15 protein-coding genes and 2 tRNA genes are annotated in these 20,139 nt (G+C 49.1%); 12 read left to right on the plus strand and 5 right to left on the minus strand.

The window, feature by feature from the left end:
* Positions 1–64: 64 nt before the first annotated feature.
* The 9 genes from Q1B04_RS04535 (at position 65) to rodA (ending at position 9,907) form a co-directional block, all read left to right on the plus strand.
* Positions 65–889: a Cof-type HAD-IIB family hydrolase gene (locus Q1B04_RS04535; RefSeq protein ID WP_299756093.1), complete on the plus strand. Its 825-nt coding sequence runs from the start codon at positions 65–67 to the stop codon at positions 887–889.
* A gap of 86 nt (positions 890–975) precedes the next feature.
* A complete protein-coding gene (locus Q1B04_RS04540; protein WP_299756095.1) occupies positions 976–1,359 on the plus strand; it encodes an SRPBCC domain-containing protein in 384 nt (127 codons plus the stop codon).
* Positions 1,360–1,891: 532 nt separating this feature from the next.
* Positions 1,892–2,485 (plus strand): phosphoribosylglycinamide formyltransferase, encoded by a 594-nt coding sequence (gene purN / locus Q1B04_RS04545; RefSeq protein WP_299756097.1) that lies wholly within the window; start codon positions 1,892–1,894, stop codon positions 2,483–2,485.
* Between the two features lie 34 nt (positions 2,486–2,519).
* A complete protein-coding gene (purH, locus tag Q1B04_RS04550; protein WP_299756099.1) occupies positions 2,520–4,043 on the plus strand; it encodes a bifunctional phosphoribosylaminoimidazolecarboxamide formyltransferase/IMP cyclohydrolase in 1,524 nt (507 codons plus the stop codon).
* 289 nt (positions 4,044–4,332) lie between these two features.
* Positions 4,333–5,358: a rod shape-determining protein gene (locus Q1B04_RS04555; RefSeq protein ID WP_046310045.1), complete on the plus strand. Its 1,026-nt coding sequence runs from the start codon at positions 4,333–4,335 to the stop codon at positions 5,356–5,358.
* A gap of 9 nt (positions 5,359–5,367) precedes the next feature.
* Positions 5,368–6,234 carry a rod shape-determining protein MreC gene (mreC, locus tag Q1B04_RS04560; protein ID WP_299756103.1) on the plus strand — a complete coding sequence of 289 codons (867 nt, stop codon included), beginning with the start codon at positions 5,368–5,370 and terminating at the stop codon, positions 6,232–6,234.
* Positions 6,224–6,757, plus strand: coding sequence for a hypothetical protein (locus Q1B04_RS04565; RefSeq protein ID WP_299756105.1), 534 nt, complete (start codon positions 6,224–6,226; stop codon positions 6,755–6,757). The genes mreC and Q1B04_RS04565 overlap by 11 nt, the downstream gene beginning before the upstream one ends.
* Complete coding sequence (gene mrdA, locus Q1B04_RS04570) at positions 6,754–8,583, plus strand: penicillin-binding protein 2 (protein ID WP_299756107.1); 1,830 nt, start codon at positions 6,754–6,756, stop codon at positions 8,581–8,583. Before Q1B04_RS04565 ends, mrdA begins: the two co-directional genes overlap by 4 nt.
* A gap of 4 nt (positions 8,584–8,587) precedes the next feature.
* Positions 8,588–9,907 (plus strand): rod shape-determining protein RodA, encoded by a 1,320-nt coding sequence (gene rodA, locus Q1B04_RS04575; protein WP_299756109.1) that lies wholly within the window; start codon positions 8,588–8,590, stop codon positions 9,905–9,907.
* 598 nt (positions 9,908–10,505) lie between these two features.
* On the opposite strand, the gene Q1B04_RS04580 is transcribed toward rodA, so the two are convergent.
* The 4 genes from Q1B04_RS04580 to mutS all read right to left on the minus strand — a co-directional run bounded on the left by Q1B04_RS04580 (position 10,506) and on the right by mutS (position 15,108).
* Positions 10,506–11,510 (minus strand): hypothetical protein, encoded by a 1,005-nt coding sequence (locus Q1B04_RS04580; RefSeq protein ID WP_299756111.1) that lies wholly within the window; start codon positions 11,508–11,510, stop codon positions 10,506–10,508.
* Between the two features lie 391 nt (positions 11,511–11,901).
* Positions 11,902–11,985: transfer RNA gene (locus Q1B04_RS04585), tRNA-Leu, on the minus strand.
* Between the two features lie 82 nt (positions 11,986–12,067).
* Positions 12,068–12,140: transfer RNA gene (locus Q1B04_RS04590), tRNA-Gly, on the minus strand.
* Between the two features lie 334 nt (positions 12,141–12,474).
* The gene (gene mutS, locus Q1B04_RS04595) at positions 12,475–15,108 is read right to left on the minus strand and encodes a DNA mismatch repair protein MutS (protein ID WP_299756113.1); all 2,634 of its coding nucleotides are present in this window, start codon (positions 15,106–15,108) and stop codon (positions 12,475–12,477) included.
* Between the two features lie 471 nt (positions 15,109–15,579).
* Here mutS and Q1B04_RS04600 point away from each other — a divergent pair, with 471 nt between their 5' ends.
* Together Q1B04_RS04600 and Q1B04_RS04605 are read left to right on the plus strand one after the other, a co-directional pair.
* Positions 15,580–16,116 carry an RNA methyltransferase gene (locus Q1B04_RS04600; protein ID WP_299756115.1) on the plus strand — a complete coding sequence of 179 codons (537 nt, stop codon included), beginning with the start codon at positions 15,580–15,582 and terminating at the stop codon, positions 16,114–16,116.
* A gap of 253 nt (positions 16,117–16,369) precedes the next feature.
* A complete protein-coding gene (locus Q1B04_RS04605; protein WP_299756118.1) occupies positions 16,370–18,850 on the plus strand; it encodes a TonB-dependent receptor in 2,481 nt (826 codons plus the stop codon).
* A gap of 76 nt (positions 18,851–18,926) precedes the next feature.
* Here Q1B04_RS04605 and Q1B04_RS04610 read toward each other — a convergent pair whose 3' ends face one another.
* The gene (locus tag Q1B04_RS04610; RefSeq protein ID WP_299756121.1) at positions 18,927–19,421 is read right to left on the minus strand and encodes a GNAT family N-acetyltransferase; all 495 of its coding nucleotides are present in this window, start codon (positions 19,419–19,421) and stop codon (positions 18,927–18,929) included.
* Between the two features lie 111 nt (positions 19,422–19,532).
* On the opposite strand from Q1B04_RS04610, the gene Q1B04_RS04615 reads away from it, so the two are divergent.
* A complete protein-coding gene (locus tag Q1B04_RS04615; RefSeq protein ID WP_299756123.1) occupies positions 19,533–20,132 on the plus strand; it encodes a membrane-associated protein in 600 nt (199 codons plus the stop codon).
* Positions 20,133–20,139 lie beyond the last annotated feature (7 nt).

Here is a 20,139-nt window from a genome sequence, read left to right on the forward strand (position 1 = left end):
ATGCATTTGTTCGGTTTTGGCAACCTATACTTGTAACTTGCAGCCTAAACCATAGTACCCACGCATGAAATTCCGAGCTATCTGCACTGACATAGACGGCACCCTGCTCAACAGCGAGCGCCAGTTGTCGCAGCGCACCATTCATACTTTCAGGAACCTGGACAGAAGCGTGCCGGTAATTCTGGCCTCCTCACGCATGCCGAGCGCTATGCGCCACCTGCAGCAGGAGCTGAATATCCTACACCACCCGCTTATCTGCTTTAACGGCGGTTATGTAATTCATTTTGAGGATGATCAGGCCTCGCCTCTGCAACTGGATTCTGTACAGATTCAGTCGAGTATCTGCCAGATTATCCACGACTTTACCACGGGCACCGACATACACGTAAGCCTTTATGAGCAGGATAACTGGTACGCTCCTTCACTGGATTATTGGGCAGAGCGCGAGCAGCGCATAACGAAAGTCACTCCGAAGATTGCCGAACTGGCGCCTATACTTGATAAGTGGCACCAGGCAGAGACAGGCGCGCACAAGGTAATGTGCATGGGCCCCGCCGACGAGATAGATGCACTGCAGCAGGAACTGAATAGTAACTACGCCGATAAAGTACATGCTTATCGCTCTAAAGACACCTATTTAGAAATTGCGCCGCGTGCTATTTCCAAAGCCACAGCCCTGGAACTGCTGCTAAAAGAGCGTTTTGGCATAGCCATGCAAGAGGTAATGGCCTTCGGCGACAACTACAACGACATTCATATGCTGCAGGAAGCAGGCCTTGGCATAGCCGTGGGAAATGCCCGCGAAGAAGTAAGAGCCGTAGCCGACGAGATAACGCTTAAAAGTATAGAAGATGGTGTTGCCGTGGCTATTGAGAAGTACTGGAATTAACTTAGAAATAAGAAATAGAGGCATAGGACTTACCGGATACTGCTGTCTCTGGTTTGCTTTAACCTACAATTATCACATCCCCACAAATGAAAGACTATAAGAAATACTACATCATCCCCGCTGACCCCGAGGAAGTATATATTGCCCTGACAAACCCGCAGACCATACAGCTTTGGACAGGCGAGCCAGCAGAAATGTCTACAGAGCCTGGTTCAGAGTTTTCGCTTTGGGAAGGAAGCATAACCGGCAAAAACCTGGAGTTTGAAGAAAACAAGATGCTGGTGCAGCAGTGGTACTTCGGTGAGCAGGAAAAAGCTTCCATTGTTACCATTAAACTGCACCCCCACAAGTATGGCACCTCCGCCGAGCTACGCCACGCCAACATCCCAGACGAAGCTTACGAAGATATTACCGAAGGTTGGGACGAGGCATACTTTGCCTCTTTGATTGATTTCTACGAAGGCGAGTAAAGCGGTTTGTACTTGGCCAGCTTAAGTATAAACCGCTAGCTGCTGGATAACTACGGCTTGGTCACGACCAGCAGTAAACCCACCCCTGCCCCTCCCGAGAGGGGAATTTGGAACGATTTTACTGCTCTGCTCTGCATCACCGGGTCCAACCACCCCTGCCCCTCCTTGTCAAAGGAGGGGAACTCTGTTGAAGCTCTGTCAGCTGATCCCAGCCTTTGGGTTGAGCGCCTTTGGAGTTTTTCCGGTGACGAGCGCGAGCGAGGCAGCCCGAGGCACGAGGGCAGGAAAAGCTTCCAGCGCGATGCCCGAAGGCGAGGCCTCCCGGCCTTGAGGGAGCCAAAGCCAAAACTGAAACAAGCTGGTCGTAAAGCCAGGGATCAGCTGTAGCCAGTAAGTATAGCTTATTTCAAGTTGAGAAGAACAGCAGCCAACAAGAACAGCTATTCAAAGTATAAACCACGATTTTATACTTATACATTTATATCTACCCAAGAACATCCTATATTTGTAGCTTCATTACAACCCAATACCATTGGAACCCAAGAACAAGAAAAATATAGTTATTTTCGCTTCTGGATCGGGGAGCAATGCGCAGCGGCTGCTGGAGCATTTTGAGCACCACCCTGAAATTCGTGTGGCCGCCCTGTTCTCCAACAACCCGAAAGCGTATGCCCTTCAACGAGCCGAGACCTACCACGTCCCGGCTTTTTTATTTTCCAGGGATGAGTTTTATAACTCCGATAAAGTGGTGGAGCAGGTGCAGCAATTCAAGCCCGACTTGGTTGTGCTGGCCGGTTTCCTATGGCTGGTGCCGCAAAACTTTCTGCAAGCTTTCCCCGACAGCATCATTAACATACACCCTGCGCTGCTGCCAAAGTATGGCGGCAAAGGCATGCACGGCCTAAATGTGCATACTGCCGTGGTGCAGGCCGGCGACGACAAGTCGGGCATTACCATACACCGCGTCAATGAAGAGTACGATAAAGGCGAGTTTATACTTCAGGAGCATTGCCCTGTATACACTACCGATACCCCCGAGGAGCTTGCCGCGCGCGTGCTGCAGCTGGAACATAAATTTCTGCCCCTGGTGGTAGAGAAACTGATCCTGAAAAAGGAGCAACTTTAAAAATACGATAATCAACCCCATACATTCATTGCCCATGCAACCCGTTAAAATTAAATCCGCACTGATCTCGGTATATTACAAAGACCGCCTGGAACCACTCGTGGAGCTGCTTAAGCAACACGGCGTAACCATCTACTCTACCGGCGGCACGCAAACGTTTCTGGAAGAGCAGGGCGCCCAGGTAGTAGCCGTGGAAGACCTGACTGACTATCCATCTATTTTCGGTGGCCGCGTGAAAACCCTGCACCCAAAGGTGTTCGGAGGCATCCTGCATCGCCGCGACAACGATAGCGACCTTTCGGAGCGCGAGAAGTATGAAATTCCGCCGATTGACCTGGTAGTTGTGGACCTCTACCCGTTCGAGGAAACCGTGGCATCAGGCGCAGCAGAGGCAGACGTGATCGAGAAGATAGATATCGGTGGCATTTCCCTGATCCGTGCGGCGGCCAAAAACTTCAAGGATGTACTGATCGTGTCATCGCGCGAGCAGTATGACGAGGTGGTGGAGCTGCTGCAGGAGAAAGACGGCGCCACGGAGCTGGAAGACCGCAAGCGCTTTGCCGCCAAGGCCTTCAACGTTTCCTCGCACTACGATACGCATATCTTCAACTACATGAATGTCAACGAGGAGACTCCGGCATTTAAGCAGAGTGTGCAGCACAGCATGCCGCTTCGCTATGGCGAGAACCCGCACCAGAAAGGCACTTTCTATGGCAAGTTGGAAGACCTGTTTGAGCAACTTAACGGCAAGCAGCTCTCTTACAACAACCTGGTGGATGTGGACGCTGCCGTGGCTCTGGCCGCTGAGTTCGAGGAGCCTGTAGTTGCCATCCTGAAGCACACCAACGCCTGCGGATGCGCCACCGGCGACACGATGAAAGAGGCTTACCTGAATGCCCTTTCCTCTGACCCGGTATCGGCTTTCGGCGGTGTGATCATCGCGAACAGAACAATTGATATGGCCGTGGCCGAGGAGCTGAACAAGCTTTTCTTCGAAGTGCTGATTGCTCCTGAGTTTGACGCGGATGCACTGGAACTGCTGAAGACAAAGAAAAACCGCATCCTACTGAAGCAGAAATCAGTGGAGCTGCCAACCAAACTGTTCAAGACACTGCTGAACGGCGTGATTGAGCAGGACAAGGACCTGGCTACCGAGACGGAGGCTGACTTTAAAACCGCCACTAAGCGCCAGCCAACCGCCGAGGAGAAGAAGGCGCTAGTATTCGCCGCCAAAGTATGTAAACACACCAAATCCAACACCATTGTACTGGCAACGGACAAGATGATGTTCTCGAGCGGCGTAGGCCAAACCTCGCGTGTGGATGCCCTGCGCCAGGCTATCGAGAAGGCCAATAGCTTTGGGTTTGACGTGAGCCAGACGGTAATGGCTTCTGATGCGTTTTTCCCTTTCCCGGACTGCGTGGAGATAGCTGATAAAGCTGGCATTAAGGCTGTTGTGCAGCCAGGAGGTTCTATCAAAGACCAAGATTCAATTGACTACTGCGATGCCCATAACATTGCTATGGTGATGACAGGCGTGCGGCACTTTAAGCATTAATTTGCTGCACCATACGTTAGGTATCGCTAAAAATCCCCGGTTTCTGACGAGGCCGGGGATTTTTATGTTTTCTGAGCAGAGCCCAATTTAAGCCTATATATAGCGTTAACCAATCAATCAGCTGTGTGTGGAGCAGATTCTCAAAATAAATAAAATGTTTATTCGGGTAACAGAAGGCAACTTGCATTATTAATTCCACTGAATTTCACTAATTTTGCCGCAAGTTTTTGATTAGAAATATTGTATATTGAAAATATAACGGGCTACCGCACCCCTTTCATACTTCACCATGGGACTATTTAATTTTTTAACCAGCGATATAGCCATTGACCTTGGCACCGCCAATACCCTGATCATCCACAACGATAAAATTGTAGTAGACGAACCTTCCATCATCGCCGTGGACCGCACAACGGGCCGTGTACTTGCCATTGGCCGCAACGCCATGCAGATGCACGAGAAGACGCACGAGAACATCAAAACCATCCGACCGCTGAAGGATGGCGTGATCGCTGACTTCCACGCTGCTGAGGAAATGATTCGTGGCATGATTAAGATGATTGACACGGGCCGCCGCCTGTTCCAGCCATCGCACCGCATGGTTATCTGCATCCCGTCTGGTATTACGGAGGTTGAAAAACGTGCCGTACGTGACTCTGCGCAGCATGCCGGAGCCAAAGAAGTATGGATGATCCAGGAGCCGATGGCCGCAGCAATTGGTATCGGCATTGACGTGGAGCAACCGATTGGCTCCATGATCGTGGACATCGGGGGTGGTACCACGGAGATTGCCGTGGTTGCCCTATCCGGTATCGTTTGCGACCAGTCTATCCGCATTGCCGGTGACGTTTTCACTAAAGACATTCTGGATTACATGCGCCGCCAGCACAACCTGCTGATCGGGGAGCGCTCTGCTGAAAAGATCAAGATTGAGGTTGGCGCTGCGCTTACTGAGTTGGAGAACCCACCAGCCGACTATGAGATCCGTGGACGAGACTTGATGACGGGTATCCCGAAGGTGATAAAGGTAACGTACCAGGAAATTGCCATTGCGCTGGATAAGTCGGTGTCTAAGATTGAGGAGGCCGTACTGAAAGCGCTGGAAATTGCGCCGCCGGAGCTTTCCGCCGACATCTACGACAACGGCATTCACCTGACCGGTGGCGGAGCCTTACTAAGAGGCTTTGACAAGCGTTTGGCTGCTAAAACAAAGCTCCCTATCCACATTGCCGAAGATCCGCTAAGAGCGGTGGTGCGTGGCACGGGTGCAGCCATCAAGAACATAGAAGGATTTAAGAACGTCCTGCTAACCTAACAGGGCGAGATGCGGAATCTTTTTGCATTTATTTACCGGTTCCGTGCGTTCCTCGTGTTCCTGCTGCTGGAGGTATTGTGCATATTCCTGATCGTGCGTTACAACACGTATCAGGGCGCTGCCTTCTTTAACTCGGCCAACAGGTATGTGGGGCAGGTACTGGACTTCCAGAGCGGCATCACTGACTATTTCCGCCTGACGGACATTAACCAGACGCTGGCAAGCGAGAACGCAGCCCTGCGCCAGGAGCTAATGCAATTCCGTCTGGCCACGGAGATAGACAGTACTGCCACTTTGGATACCACCTACTTCGCCCCTACTGATAGTAGCCTGGCTCTGCCTTACCATTTAAAGGCTAGCCGTGTAATCAACAATTCGGTGCGGCGCATGAACAACTACCTGACGATTGCGAAAGGCACAGCTGATGGCATTCAGCCAGGCATGGGCGTAGTTTCCCCGCATGGCGTGGTGGGCCGCATTAAGACGGTATCGGAGCGTTACGCCACAGTTACTTCGCTGCTGCACTCTCAGATGCTGATATCAGCCAAACTCCAAAAGGATAATACCTTCGGCACCATTAAATGGCAGGGAGGAGACTACCGCACAGCGCTGCTAGACTACATTCCGCTGCACGTAAAGCCTGAGAAAGGCGACACCGTGGTAACAAGCGGCTTTAATACGGTATTCCCGGAGGGCATTATGGTAGGCACGATCAGCTCAATAGAGCAGGAGCCGGACAAAAGCTTTTATACCATAGGCGTTAAGCTGAGTGTGGATTTTGCGCAGCTGTCTTATGTGTATGTGGTGGAAAACACCTATAAGCAGGAGCGTGATAGCTTAGAACAAAACACAGGCATCATAACAGATGAACAATAGCTTTGGCTTAAATCATATCATCCAGTTTTTTTTGTTTGTAGCGCTGCAGGTGCTGCTCATGGATAACCTAGCCCTCTACAGTATGGGCTTCTGCTTTATCTATGTGGCCTTCTTGCTATACTTACCCCTGACTATCAACAGAGTATGGCTGCTGGTTCTAGGCTTTGCAGTGGGTTTTACAGTAGATGTGTTTTACGATACCATGGGCATACATGCCGCAGCAAGCGTGCTTCTGGCTTTTTTAAGGCCGCATGTATTGAACCTTCTGACGCCGCGCGATGGTTACGACAGCAGCGATGCGGTAAATATACACGTGATGGGCACACGCTGGTTTCTTACCTACGCCTTCACGCTGATTCTGCTTCACCATATGGCTGTCTTCTTTCTGGAGACGATTAATTTCCAGACGGCTCTTTACACTATGGCGAAGACCTTGCTCAGCACCCTGTTTACAGGTATCGTTGTGGTTATCATACAGCTTCTGTTCTTCTCACCTAAGCGAGAGCGAATAGATTACCGATGAAGTACTTAGAAAACAGAAAATACGTAATTCAGGGCATATTTCTGGTGGTGGGCATTGTGTTCGCCATCCGGCTCTTCTATATCCAGGTTGTGGACAGTAGTTACAAGCAAGCTGCCGAGACCAACGCCATCAAATCCATCATCCAATATCCTTTCCGGGGGCTGATCTATGACCGCGAGGGCAAGCTTTTAGTCCAGAACACACCTGTATACGACCTGATGGTTGTTCCGAAGGATGTAAAGGATTTGGATACCCTGCGGCTGGCCGAACTGGTAAAACTACCGCTGGAAGACGTACGGGCACGTCTTAAAAAAGCCCGGTCCTTCTCTTATGTGCAGCCTTCGCCTTTTTACCAGAAGCTCAGCACACAGGAGTTTGCTTACATTCAGAATAACCTGATTGATTTTCCCGGCTTCTACATTAACGCTCGTACTGCGCGCGGCTATCCGCACCAAAGTTTAGGGCACGCGCTGGGTTATATTGCCGAGATCAGCCCAAAGCAATTGGAAGACAGCATTTACAGAGGCTACCGCCCCGGCGACTATATTGGCAAAGCTGGCATAGAGTTGGAGTATGAAAAGTATTTGATGGGCCAGCGCGGCGTAAAGTATAAAATGGTGAACGTGCGCGGCGTGGAGAAAGGCTCTTTCCGCGAGGGTGCCTTTGATACCTTGGCAGTGGCCGGCGAAAACCTTATAAGCACCATCGACCTGGACCTGCAGGCCTACGGTGAGCACCTGATGAATGGCGCCAAAGGAAGTATAGTAGCTATTGAGCCATCTACCGGTGAGATTTTAGCCTACGTTTCAGCCCCTTTCTACGATCCGAACCTGTTTACCGGAAAAGACTACGGCAAAAACTACATGGCCCTGCTCCAGGACTCTAATAAAACCATGTTCAACCGTCCCATCATGGCAGACCAGAACCCGCCGGGTTCTATCTTTAAACTGACGCAGGCGCTGATTGCACTGGAAGAAGGTGTTATTTCCCCAAATACTACTTTCGCCTGCAACAAATCACTTGTAAACTGCCACCAGCACCCATCCCCGCTTAACCTGTACGGGGCAGTGCAGCACTCCTGCAACCCGTGGTTTTACCAGGCATACAAGGCACTCATTAACCAAGGAAAGTCTGCTAACACCTTTACCGATACCGCTATTGGCTTGAAAGAATGGCGTGAGAAGGTGCTGAGCTTCGGCTTTGGCCAGCAGCTGGGCATTGATATACCTGGCGAGAAAAAAGGCATTGTAGCCTCTACTGACCTCTATGACCGGGTTTATGGCAAAAACCGCTGGAAGTACTCTACTATTTACTCGCTCAGCATAGGACAGGGAGAGCTTGGCGTTACGCCGCTGCAAATGGCAAACTTCATGTCTGTTGTCGCTAACAGAGGCTACTACATTACGCCGCATATTATCCGCTCGGTGGGCAATGACGGCAAGCCGCTGAAGGAGTACCAGGAAAAGCATTATGCCGCTGTAAGTCCGCAGCACTTTGAGCCAATTATTGCAGGTATGTCGGAAGTTGTGCGCGCAGGTACAGGCCGCAGAGCCAACCTGCAAAAAGTAGGTATTGAAGTATGCGGCAAAACCGGTACTGCACAGAACCCGCAGGGCCCGGACCATGCCGTGTTTGTAGCTTTCGCACCAAAGGACAATCCTAAAATTGCCATCGCTGTTTACGTGGAGCACGGCAAGTGGGGAGGCCAATCTGCGGCTCCTATTGCAGGCCTGATGATTGAGCAATACCTGACAGATACTGTTACCATTAAGGAGCAGGAGAAATGGGTGCTGAGCAGAGAGTACCTCAACATCAAATCAAAGTAAGGTTATGGAGAAAGTACTCGGACAATCGTTGACAAGCGCTACACCCCACAGCCGCCGCAGTTCTAGCTTTATCACCCCGCACCTAGATTGGGTAACCGTGTTGCTATACTTCCTGCTGGTTGCCTTAGGTTGGATGAATATCTACGCCGCCGTTTATAGCCCTGACAATGTGATCAACATTTTCAGCATGGATATAAACTCCGGCAAGCAGCTAGCCTGGATTGGGGCTTCTTTTCTGTTGATCATCGTGCTGCTTGTAGTAGACCATAAGGTGTATGAACATTTGGCCTATCCCATATATGGTTTTATTATCCTGTTGCTGCTGGTCACGCTGGTAGTAGCAAAACCCATTGCTGGCTCGCGCTCGTGGCTGGATTTGGGTGGCGGTATACGCCTACAGCCAGCCGAACTGGCAAAATTTGCTACTGCGCTGGCGGCCTCCAGGTTTCTGGGAAGTGTAAACCTGCGGCAGCAGAATTTTAAAGACCAGATGATATTGGCCGCCATCACCTTCGTGCCACCGATTATTATTGTGCTGCAAAACGAGACAGGCTCTGCCTTGGTGTTTGCTGCTTTTATACTTGCTTATTTCCGCGAAGGCATGTCGCCACTTATACTTATTATTGGCGGGTCTGCAGCGGCCATTTTTATACTTACGCTGCTGGTGCCAAAGCTCTACCTTATTGCTGCCGTTACTATTCTGATGGCGCTGGCCACCTGGATGGATTATCGCCTGCTACGGCGCTTTAAGGTTATGATTGGGCTTTGGATAGTGGTGGTCGGCATGATCTTCAGCGTAGATTTTTTTGTGAATGATGTACTGCAGCCGCACCAGCAGAACCGTATTAAGGCGCTTATCAACCCGGAGGCAGACCCGTTGGGCTATGGCTGGAATGTTACGCAGTCTAAGATCGCGATTGGGTCTGGCGGCTTCTGGGGCAAAGGCTTTTTGGAGGGCACTCAAACGAAGTTCGACTTTGTGCCGGAGCAAAGTACAGACTTTATCTTCTGCACTATCGGAGAGGAACATGGTTGGGTGGGCAGCACCGTTCTTATAGGAATATTCCTGCTGCTCCTGATCCGGATTGTAGGCATTGCCGAGCGGCAAAAGTCCGTCTTTGCCCGAACCTATGGCTATTGCGTAGCCTCTATCATATTCTTCCATTTCTTAGTGAACGTCGGGATGACCATTGGTCTGGCGCCGGTGGTAGGTATTCCTCTGCCATTCTTCAGCTACGGCGGCTCCTCACTGTGGTCTTTCACAATCCTGCTGTTTATACTTTTAGCAATAGACGCTAACAGAGCAAAGGATTTGGCGAGGTAAATTCTGATTTAAGATAAGCTCGATAAGTGTGTAGTTATACTTACCAAGAGATAATAAACACAAGAGATAATAGACAGCTAAAGGGCTGTAAGTTAATAACTTACAGCCCTTTAGCTGTTTTAATTAGTACCAGGAGCGGGAATCGAACGCGATTGCCCGAAGGTCTTAAACCTTAAAAGGCCCTTTACAGGATTTATTTTATGTTTGTTTAATTTGAATACAGATAGATTTTACCAGCTACTGACTCGAAAACTGACGCAAGATATAGTGACGCAGATACTGACGCAGGCTTATTCTAACCATAGCTTTGCTTATCAAAGCTTGCCATTACTCGATAACATCTCAATGTATGAAACCTCACTAAATGTACAATCGAAATATTTCTCCATTTTATCAGGATCATCGAAGCACAGCTGCTTCTTTATGCTCGACATTAAGCTCTTACCATAGTCGCGCCCGTCGTGGCTAAGGAATGTATTGACACGAGTCTTTTTCCCATCAACCATAAGCACAAAGTGTTTATGATGCTTTCTAGCCTTTTGTCTCTCAAACCCTTTTTTCTCTAATACCTTTTCAATATCGGAAGCACTTCTAATTTTCACCTTGTCCCTCCTTCCTCAACTCGGTGGACTAATGACATAAGCATGTCTTTTAATTGCTTTGCACCCTCAGTTAGATTTACATCTTCCTCTAATGCATAAGACTCATATAAGCTAATGAAAGTAAAGTTGAATGCTTCTTCAGCATCTTCTCGTGTTTCTCCCCACACAGCAATTTCAAGAGGCTCATATATGAATTGTAAACCCTCCTCATCTACCTGTACCGTTACCTCAATTTTTTCATTAAGGATAATTGTCATCTCCCCAGGCAAGGAAATTCGTTCTGGGAAATAAGGAAGTTCATCCATAGGCACATTTGTAAATGCAATAACTTTACGAATGCTCTTCTTACTGAAGATTTGGTCAGAAGATTCATCAACCTCAAAATAGGCTCTCATGAATTTTGTCTTAGGCTCCTCTGATTTAACCTTCTCCCTAGATGGTGTTATTTCTGATATTATAGTTACAGGAAGATCTCTTAATAGATGTTCAATTCCATTACTACTTGGCTTGACGATTACACTATAATTCGGCGAGCTATGTATGCTTCGGAATATAGGGCTGTATATTGCTCTTCTTTCGTCTTCTGTAAATTTAGATTTGATTCGATTTCGACTTGTAGTAGATGCTAAATCTGAATACAGTACATCTTCTTTAAAATTTTGAAAGGTTTCCTTCTTCCAACTCAAGCCCTCACCTCTCATCAGTACATCATACTTACTTGCGGTTATATAGTCGGGAGCAAGAGCAGCACCAAAACTCTCATATTTGAGATCAACTATAAGCAGAGGGAATTGGTCATTTTCCATTTTCTTCACTTCTTTAGTTTGGGATGTAAAGTCATGTCGAAAAATCACCTCTGCATATCTTGCGTATGATTCTTGTAAACTACTTAACATCTTAATAAGTACATCAACTGCTACAGCATGATCTTGCCTAGCCTTGGGTACTATCCTTAAGAAGAAAGCCATTTCTCTAAGTTTGTCTAAATACTCGCTTTCCATCAATGTTGAATGATCTTATATTTTTAAGGTCCCTAATGTCTCTAAAACATCATCTAGTTTTGATTGTACAGATTCAATAACTAAAGATGTTTTAACAATTTCCCTTGAAAGTATAAAGTTATATACAGATAGCAAAATATTGTTAGTACTTTATCTGCTTCCTCCACTAAACATTGGTATGTAGACAAGTATTTTACTCTTGAAACTGGAGCGGGAATACCTACCCCGCTCTCATTCTGAAAAAAGTGGATCTAAAGGCCCCGTAGAGGCTTTTTGGAAGTATAAAAAAAGCGGTGCAGATTGCAAAAGGAGGTGATTTGAGTCACTGACGCAAAAACCTTGCGTCAGCAAAAAAGCCCTGTAACCTTTTGGTTTACAGGGCTTTTCATCGTACCAGGAGCGGGAATCGAACCCGCACGAGCTTGCGCTCACAAGATTTTAAGTCTTGCGTGTCTACCAGTTCCACCATCCCGGCAATCTTCAGGCTGATCCTGAAGAGGTGACTTTAAAAAACAAAGACGTTGCTTATCACAACGTCTCTTGTCTTCTTTTAAGCGAGCGGGAGACGGGATTCGAACCCGCGGCCTCGACCTTGGCAAGGTCGCGCTCTACCAACTGAGCTACTCCCGCTTTTGTTTTTTTATTTCGCTAAACCTCCGTAGTGATTTAGTGATGCAAAGATATAGACAAATTCTGAGATGTCAAGTCCCTCTCTAAAAAAAATTGCATCCAAGTGCTCTTCTTACTGATTATCAGGGAGAAAATTTTTCAAACTTTTTTAACAAGAATTTGTGCTGCCTGCCGCTGCACCTTCATCTGAATGTAAATTTATACTTCTTGAGCCGGAAAACAAGCAAATTTATACTTTAAGCACCAGCTTGCCGGGATCAGAAACACAAAAAAGCCGGTGCAGTTATACTTCAACGTATAGCCGCACCGGCAGAAAAATTTGCTCCAGGCTTTTTTAGCGCATGCCAGCCTTTTCTTTATCCTGAAGCAGCAGTTTTAACTCATTCAGTTTTAGCAGGGCCTCTACGGGCGTTATGGTGTTTATATCAAGCTGCTCCATTAGCTCCTTCACGCGCTCCAATTGCGGGTCGTGCAGCTCAAACATGCTTAGCTGGTAGTTACTCTTCGGCACCGCCTTCATTTTCTGCTGCGGGGCCTGCTCCGACACTTTCTCCTTCTCCAGGTGGTGCATGATCTCATCGGCGCGCAGCACCACATTGTTGGGCATACCGGCCATCTGTGCCACATGTATACCAAAGCTGTGCTCGCTGCCGCCCGGCACCAGTTTGCGCATAAACAGAATTTTGCCTCCTGCCTCGCGCACCGACACGTTATAGTTTTTCACGCGCGGCAGTTCCTCAGCCAGTTGGTTCAGCTCGTGGTAGTGCGTCGCGAAAAGGGTTTTGGCTTTAAACTTCGGGTGGTTGTGCAGGTGCTCCACAATGGCCCAGGCAATGGAAATGCCATCATACGTGCTGGTGCCGCGGCCAATCTCATCCATTAGCACCAGGCTGCGGTCCGAGAGGTTGTTGAGTATACTTGCCGTTTCAGTCATCTCCACCATAAACGTAGACTCGCCTTTCGACAAGTTATCCGAAGCGCCCACGCGGGTAAATATTTTATCTATGATGCCGATTTGCGCGGCCTCTGCCGGCACAAAGGAGCCGATCTGGGCCATCAATACCATTAGGGCCGTCTGACGTAGCAGAGCGCTTTTACCAGCCATGTTAGGGCCTGTAATAATGATCACCTGCTGCTCCTCGTTATCCAGGAAAATATCGTTTGGCACGTAAGTTTCGCCAAGCGGCAGCTGTTTCTCAATAACCGGATGGCGACCTTTTTTAATATGGAGGATGTGGCTGTCGTTGACCTCGGGCTTGACGTAGTTGCTGCTCAGGGCAATGCCGGCAAAAGCGCTCAGGCAATCAATCACACCGATAACTTTGGCGTTTTGCTGCACCTGCGCCACATAATCCATGGCATAAAGTACCAGCTCATTAAACAGACTAAACTCAATGGTATAAATGCGCTCCTCGGCATTCAGGATTTTCTCCTCGTAGGTCTTTAGCTCTTCGGTGATATAGCGCTCAGCGTTAACCAGGGTTTGCTTGCGTATCCAGGAGGCAGGCACTTTGTCTTTGTGCGCATGCGTCACCTCCAGGTAGTAACCAAAAACTTTGTTATAGGCGATTTTAAGCGAACTGATGCCTGTGTTCTTGATCTCGCGCTGCTGCAGCTGCGCCAGGTAATCTTTCCCCGAAAAAGCAATGGCACGCAGTTCATCTAGCTCCTCGTTCACGCCCTCGTTGATCATGTTGCCCTGGTTGGTAAGCATGGGCGGCTCCGGCTTCAGCACATTGCGGATTTCCTCGCGCAAGCCATCGCAGGGGGCCAGCTGATCGGCCAGTTTTACCAAGGCAGGGATATTGCTGGCAGCAAGTAGTTTTTTGATCGGAAGTATAGCTTCCAGCGCTTTAGCCAGTTGCACCAGCTCACGCGGGTTTACGCGGCGCACGGCCACTTTTGAAATCAGGCGCTCTAGGTCGCTGATCTGCTTCAGGTGCTGTACCAACTCATCCAGCAGCTCGCGGTGCTGTGTCAGGGCCTCTACAGTATCCAAGCGGCGGCGAATCTGGGTAACTTCCTTCAGCGGCAGCACTACCCATTTTTTAAGCAGGCGTGCCCCCATGGGCGTCACGGTTTGGTCGAGCACGTTGATCAGCGGAACGCCTTCCGGATGCTGCGGATACACCAGCTCGAGGTTGCGCACGGTAAAGCGGTCGAGCCATACATATTTATCTTCTTCCAGGCGGGAGATGGTGGCAATATGGATGATCTCGTTGTGCTGCGTTTCGGAGAGGTAGTGCAGGATGGTGCCCGCCGAAATAATGGCTTCGCTCATGCCTTCTATACCAAAACCTTTGAGCGAGGCCGTTCCGAACTGCCTTGTCAGCGATTCATAGGCGTAATCATACTTAAACACCCACTCCTCCAGAGCGTAGTACCGGAAATCGGGTCCATAGCGCTCGGTAAAGGTTTCTTTTTCGCGTTTGCAGAAAAGTACTTCGGCAGGTGCCAGGCTTTGCAGCAGCTTCCCGATGTAGTTTTTATCGCCCTGCGCTGTAATAAACTCACCCGTGGAAACATCTAGAAAAGACACGCCTGTTTCGGTTTTACCAAAGTGCACGGCGGCCAGGTAATTATTGCTGCGGCGCTCCAGCACCTGGTCGTTAAACGACACGCCGGGCGTTACGAGCTCGGTTACGCCTCGCTTCACGATGCCCTTTACCGTTTTCGGGTCTTCAAGCTGGTCGCAGATGGCTACGCGCTCACCGGCACGCACCAGTTTGGGCAGGTAGGTATCTAAAGAGTGATGCGGAAAGCCGGCCAGTGCCGTTTCCGAGGATGAGCCTGCACCGCGCTTAGTCAGCACAATATCCAGTATCTTACTGGCCTTGACGGCATCCTCGCCAAAGGTCTCGTAAAAATCCCCTACCCTAAACAGCAGCAGCGCCCCCGGATGCTTTGCCTTGATAGCGTTGTATTGCTTCATCAGCGGGGTTACTGTGCTTTTGCCTTCTCCTTTCATACTGTTCTATACTTTGCCGGATGCTGGTGCACCGCGATTTATACTTGTAACTGATGCTTGGGAATGAACTTCTACCCACCCCTGCCCCTCCCGGGAGGGATCTTATAATTTATCGGCTCTTTCGGCCTTATGCTCTTCCGGATTTGCAATCCGGAACTTTGTTGTCTGCGGATTTGCATTCCGCCTGCTTGCCAGTAGCTATAGCTTTTGCTATTGCGGATTACAAATCCGCGGATACTATACTTTCGGATTGCAAATCCGAAAGAGCGAGTTGGTTTCGGACACGGAAATCCGAAACAGCAGTACATTTATACTTTGTACCCTATTTATACTTCCTCCAATTCCTCCAACAATTTAACCATCCAACCATTTAACAATCAACAATCAGTTTGACTTTTGCCTAAAACAGCCTGACCTTTGCAGGAACGCTGGAAACACAAAGTCTAATGTCTGGCGTCTAATATCTAAACAATGCGAAAACTCTCGATGGATGACCTCAACCGTGAATCGGTTGAAGAATTCAAAAATAAGAAAAAAATACCGTTAGTCTTGGTGCTCGACAATGTGCGGAGCCTGAACAATGTGGGCTCTGTTTTCCGGACTGCCGACGCTTTTATGGCCGAAAAAGTATACCTATGCGGCATTACAGGCAAGCCACCACACCGCGACATAGAGAAAACTGCGCTGGGCGCTACCGAGTCTGTGGAGTGGGAGCATGTGCCGGATACCCTGGCGCTGGTGCAGGACCTGAAAGCCCAAGGATATAAAATCGGCTCGGTGGAGCAGGCTGAGAATAGTATAAAGCTTGATCAATTTCAGCCGGAGGCAGGCCAGAAGTATGCGCTGGTGCTAGGCAACGAGGTTTTTGGCGTGGAGCAGGAGGTCATTAACCATTCTGATTTTGTGCTGGAGATACCGCAGTTTGGCACCAAGCACTCGCTCAATATCTCGGTGGCTACCGGCGTGGTAGCCTGGGATTTTCTGAGCAAAACGCTGGCAAGCCAGTAAGTATAAATTACAGCAACTATATTATAACGGAGCGCCGGCACATGCTGGCGCTTTTTGTTTGCCCTTCCGAGCTATACTCGTCAGCAGTAATGCCTTAGCGACAAACTAGAGATTTTCGCAAAAATAACGCGCGGGTTTTAAACCTTCACCCTTCTTGATTGTCGCACTATACACAGGCTGCTTCACCTATAGCCCCGTAATCTGCTCCTAATATTTTGCAAGCGCCTTTGAGGGCGTACATTCTTATTGAACTATGATGAAAACTTATTTTACACTTCTGCAATACCTCCTGTTTTTACTTGCACCGCTTGCTGTTTTGGCACAGGACTCCGCTAGCAATACCAACGGAAAAGTAAGCGGCACCTTGCTGGAGGCTGGCACCAGCAAGCCCATAGGTTTTGCCAATGTAGTACTCCTCTCCGCCCCCGACTCCAGTTTAGTAACTGGCGCCACAACAGATATGGAAGGTGTTTTTATACTGGAGCGTATACCTGCAGGCCGGTACATGCTGCGAGCTTCTATGGTAGGCTATCCAACCAAGTTCATATCCGGTATCAGCATTACCGCCAGCAAGCCGGAGGCAGCATTGGGCAATATAATTCTAAGTGCTTCCTCTACTCAACTTAGCGAGGTAGAAGTAGTGGCGCAGCGGCAGATTGTAGCGTATGAGTTGGACAAGAAAGTAGTAAACGTCAGTCAGGATCTGGCTGCACAGAGCGGTTCTGTGGCCGAGGTGATGCAGAACCTGCCCTCTGTGGATGTGGACATAGACGGCAACGTAAGTATGCGCGGCAGCTCCAATGTTACCATACTTATAAACGGCAAGCGGTCGGCGCTGTCGGAGCTGACTATGGACCAGATACCTGCCAACATGATCGAAAGCATTGAGCTGATCACTAACCCTTCTTCCAAGTATAACCCGGAGGGTACGTCAGGCATTATCAATCTGGTGCTTAAAAAGGAGAAAAAACCGGGCTTAAACGGCTCTGCCTCTGTTACAGCAGGTACTTATGATAACTACAATAGCTCCCTGAACCTGAACTACCGCTATGATAAGTGGTCGTTAAACGGTGGCTATGATTTCAGGCAGCGCACGCGGCCCGGCACTCAGCGGAACAATACCACTAACTTTTACCTGAACGATGCCGGCCAGATAGACAGCACCAGCTACCGCCTGCAGGCGGGTGAGCGCAACAGCACTGACCTGTCCCACAACTTCCGCCTTGGCGCTGATTATTACCTCACGCCTAAGCACACGCTCTCAGCCTCGGCTTTGTACCGTTTTGGGCAAGATGAAAGCAATAACGATATACGTTACCGCTTTTTGGATGAGAACCGCCTGCTGCAAAGCATCCGCAACCGCAACACCAACGAGGTGGAGGACGAGAAAGCCTTTGACGTAACACTTGGTTACCGCCAGACTTTTGACCGCAAAGGGCAGGAGCTTACCGCTGACGTGATTTACAATGCTAATGTGGATGATGAGCGGAGCATTTTTGAGGAGAGCATAGTTGGTGCCGACACTGAGGCAGAGGTACAGGAGACACTAGTAGACGATCAGAATTACGAATTTGTGACCAAGGCCGATTACGTGCACCCTCTATCAGAAAACAGCCGCCTGGAGGCCGGTTTCAGAACTTCTTTTGAGCGGCTGGATGAAGACTCCCGCTTTTTTAATTTGAACAGTATAACCGGCGAGCCGGAGTTTGACTTAAACCAAAGTAACCACTTTGTATATGATGAGCAGGTATATTCGGTGTACACCAACTTCAGCAATAAGTATAAAAGTATAACTTACCAGATTGGTGTGCGGGCCGAGCAGACATTCACCAAATCAGATCAGCGCACCTCCAATGAGGTGTACAACAACGACTACTTCAGCCTGTTTCCTACCTTGTTTATCACCAACGATTTTGATGAGGATAATAAGATGCAGTTCAGCTACAGCCGCCGCATTAACAGACCCCGCAGCCGCTACCTGAATCCTTTTATTGACCGCTCCGACAGGTATAACTTATACTATGGCAACCCAAACCTGAACCCGGAATTCGTAAATTCGCTGGAGCTGGGGTATCTGCGTTATTGGGGGCAGGCATCTTTTAACGCCACGATGTTCTTCCGCCACACTACCGATGAGATCGAGCGCTTTAGAACAACCTCCACACTTCTTGTGGATGAGACCGGAGAGCCGGGCACCGAAACCACTTTTATAAACCTATCAGATAACAGGTCGTATGGCTTTGAGTTTGGCGCGAATTACCCGGTTACGGATTGGTGGAAGCTAAATGCCAGTTGGTCCGGATTCAGAACAGAATTAAACACCACCCAAGGCGACACCGAGCTCAGCAACGCGCAGTTTAGCTGGAACTCCAAACTCAACTCTAACATGACGGTGTGGAAGGATCTGGACATACAGCTGTCTGCATTTTACCGTGCTCCGCGCGCCGATATACAAGGCCGCATGGAGCAGATGTTCAGCGCAGACTTAGGCATGAAAAAAGACGTGCTGAAGAAGAACGGCACAATTTCTCTGCGCATCTCGGATTTGTTTAACACCCGGCAGTTTAACTTTCTGAGCTATGGCCCTGAGTTCAGGTCCGAGATCGAGAACCGCCGACAGAGCCGCATTATATACCTGGGCTTCACTTATCGCCTTAACAGCGACGACAACGACAGACGCAACCGCCGCAATGAGCAGCGCGAGCAAAACGGCGGCGACGAGGAGGATTTTTAATCAGCCAGAGCTACAGAAGTATAGTTTAGCTCCGGTTGCAAGGCACAAGCAGACACTTGCGCCAGAAGGGTTGTAGCTACACTTCTGGCGTTAGCTCCAGCTCCATTTTAATATTGGCGCGCTCATAGATGCTGGGCGGCATAGGCACTTCCACAAAACCGAGGCGTTCATACAGGTTTAAAGCCGTTTGCAAGCGGCGGTTCGATACCAGGTATACTTTGCTGGCACCTGCGCGACGCGCCCTGTCTATGGCAGCCTCTCCAAGCATCTTGCCTATTTTCATGCCTTGCATTTTAGGAGCCACAGCCATTTTAGCCAGTTCCAGCACACCGTCGCCATCGTTTATAAGGGCGCAGGTACCTACAGGCTCCCCGTTGAATAGCGCAATCAGGATATGCCCGCCCTTATTAATGATATAGCTCTGCGGGTCGCTCAGCGATTTGGTGTCAGCCTCTTCCATCACAAAATATTTTGAGATCCACTCGTGGTTGAGGTCGTAAAAAGCTTTAGCGTAAAAAATGTTAAAATCAACAATCTGTATTGCCGAAGGCGTGTTGTAATGCTGTGCCATGGTATGCTGAAAGTATAATCAGCGCAAAGGTAAAAATTTACCGCGACTGATAGAGCGCCTATACTTTATACTTCTGATGGCAGTATATACACTGTACCTGCCCCACAAAGTATGGATACAGACCTGACTATAATCCCGCTCTGGCTGCAGCTGGCCTATACCGCTTTTGTACTCTTGCTGCTACCTGTATACTGGCGGAACTATGGCCCAGGCAACTTTCTGTGGTTCTCGGATATTGCGCTTTTTGCGGTAGGCGTAGTACTATGGACGGGCTCAAAGCTCCTGCTAAGCATGATGGCTGTGGGCGTGCTTGCACTGGAGATAGCATGGAACGTAGACTATTTCTGGAGAATCGTTACCGGGCGGCAGCTGCTAGGGCTAAGTGCTTATATGTTTGATAAGCAGAAAAGCCTTTTTCTGCGGGGGCTGTCGCTGTTTCATGTGGCGCTGCCGGTGCTCATACTTTGGCTGCTATCCGTGTGGGGCTATCAGCCGGAGGCTATTTACTGGCAAACGGCTTTGGCCTGGGTTGTACTGCCGCTCACATATTTTCTCACTGACCCGCAGGAGAACATCAATTGGGTTTTCGGCCCCGGCAACAGGGCACAGCATACTATACCAGCCCACTTATACTTTGGGGCTGTTATGCTTTTCTTCCCAATTGGTGTTTACCTCCCCTCTCACCTCCTGCTCAACTGGATTTTTAATTAACTGACCA

Source organism: uncultured Pontibacter sp. (assembly GCF_947495565.1).
Lineage (GTDB): Bacteria > Bacteroidota > Bacteroidia > Cytophagales > Hymenobacteraceae > Pontibacter.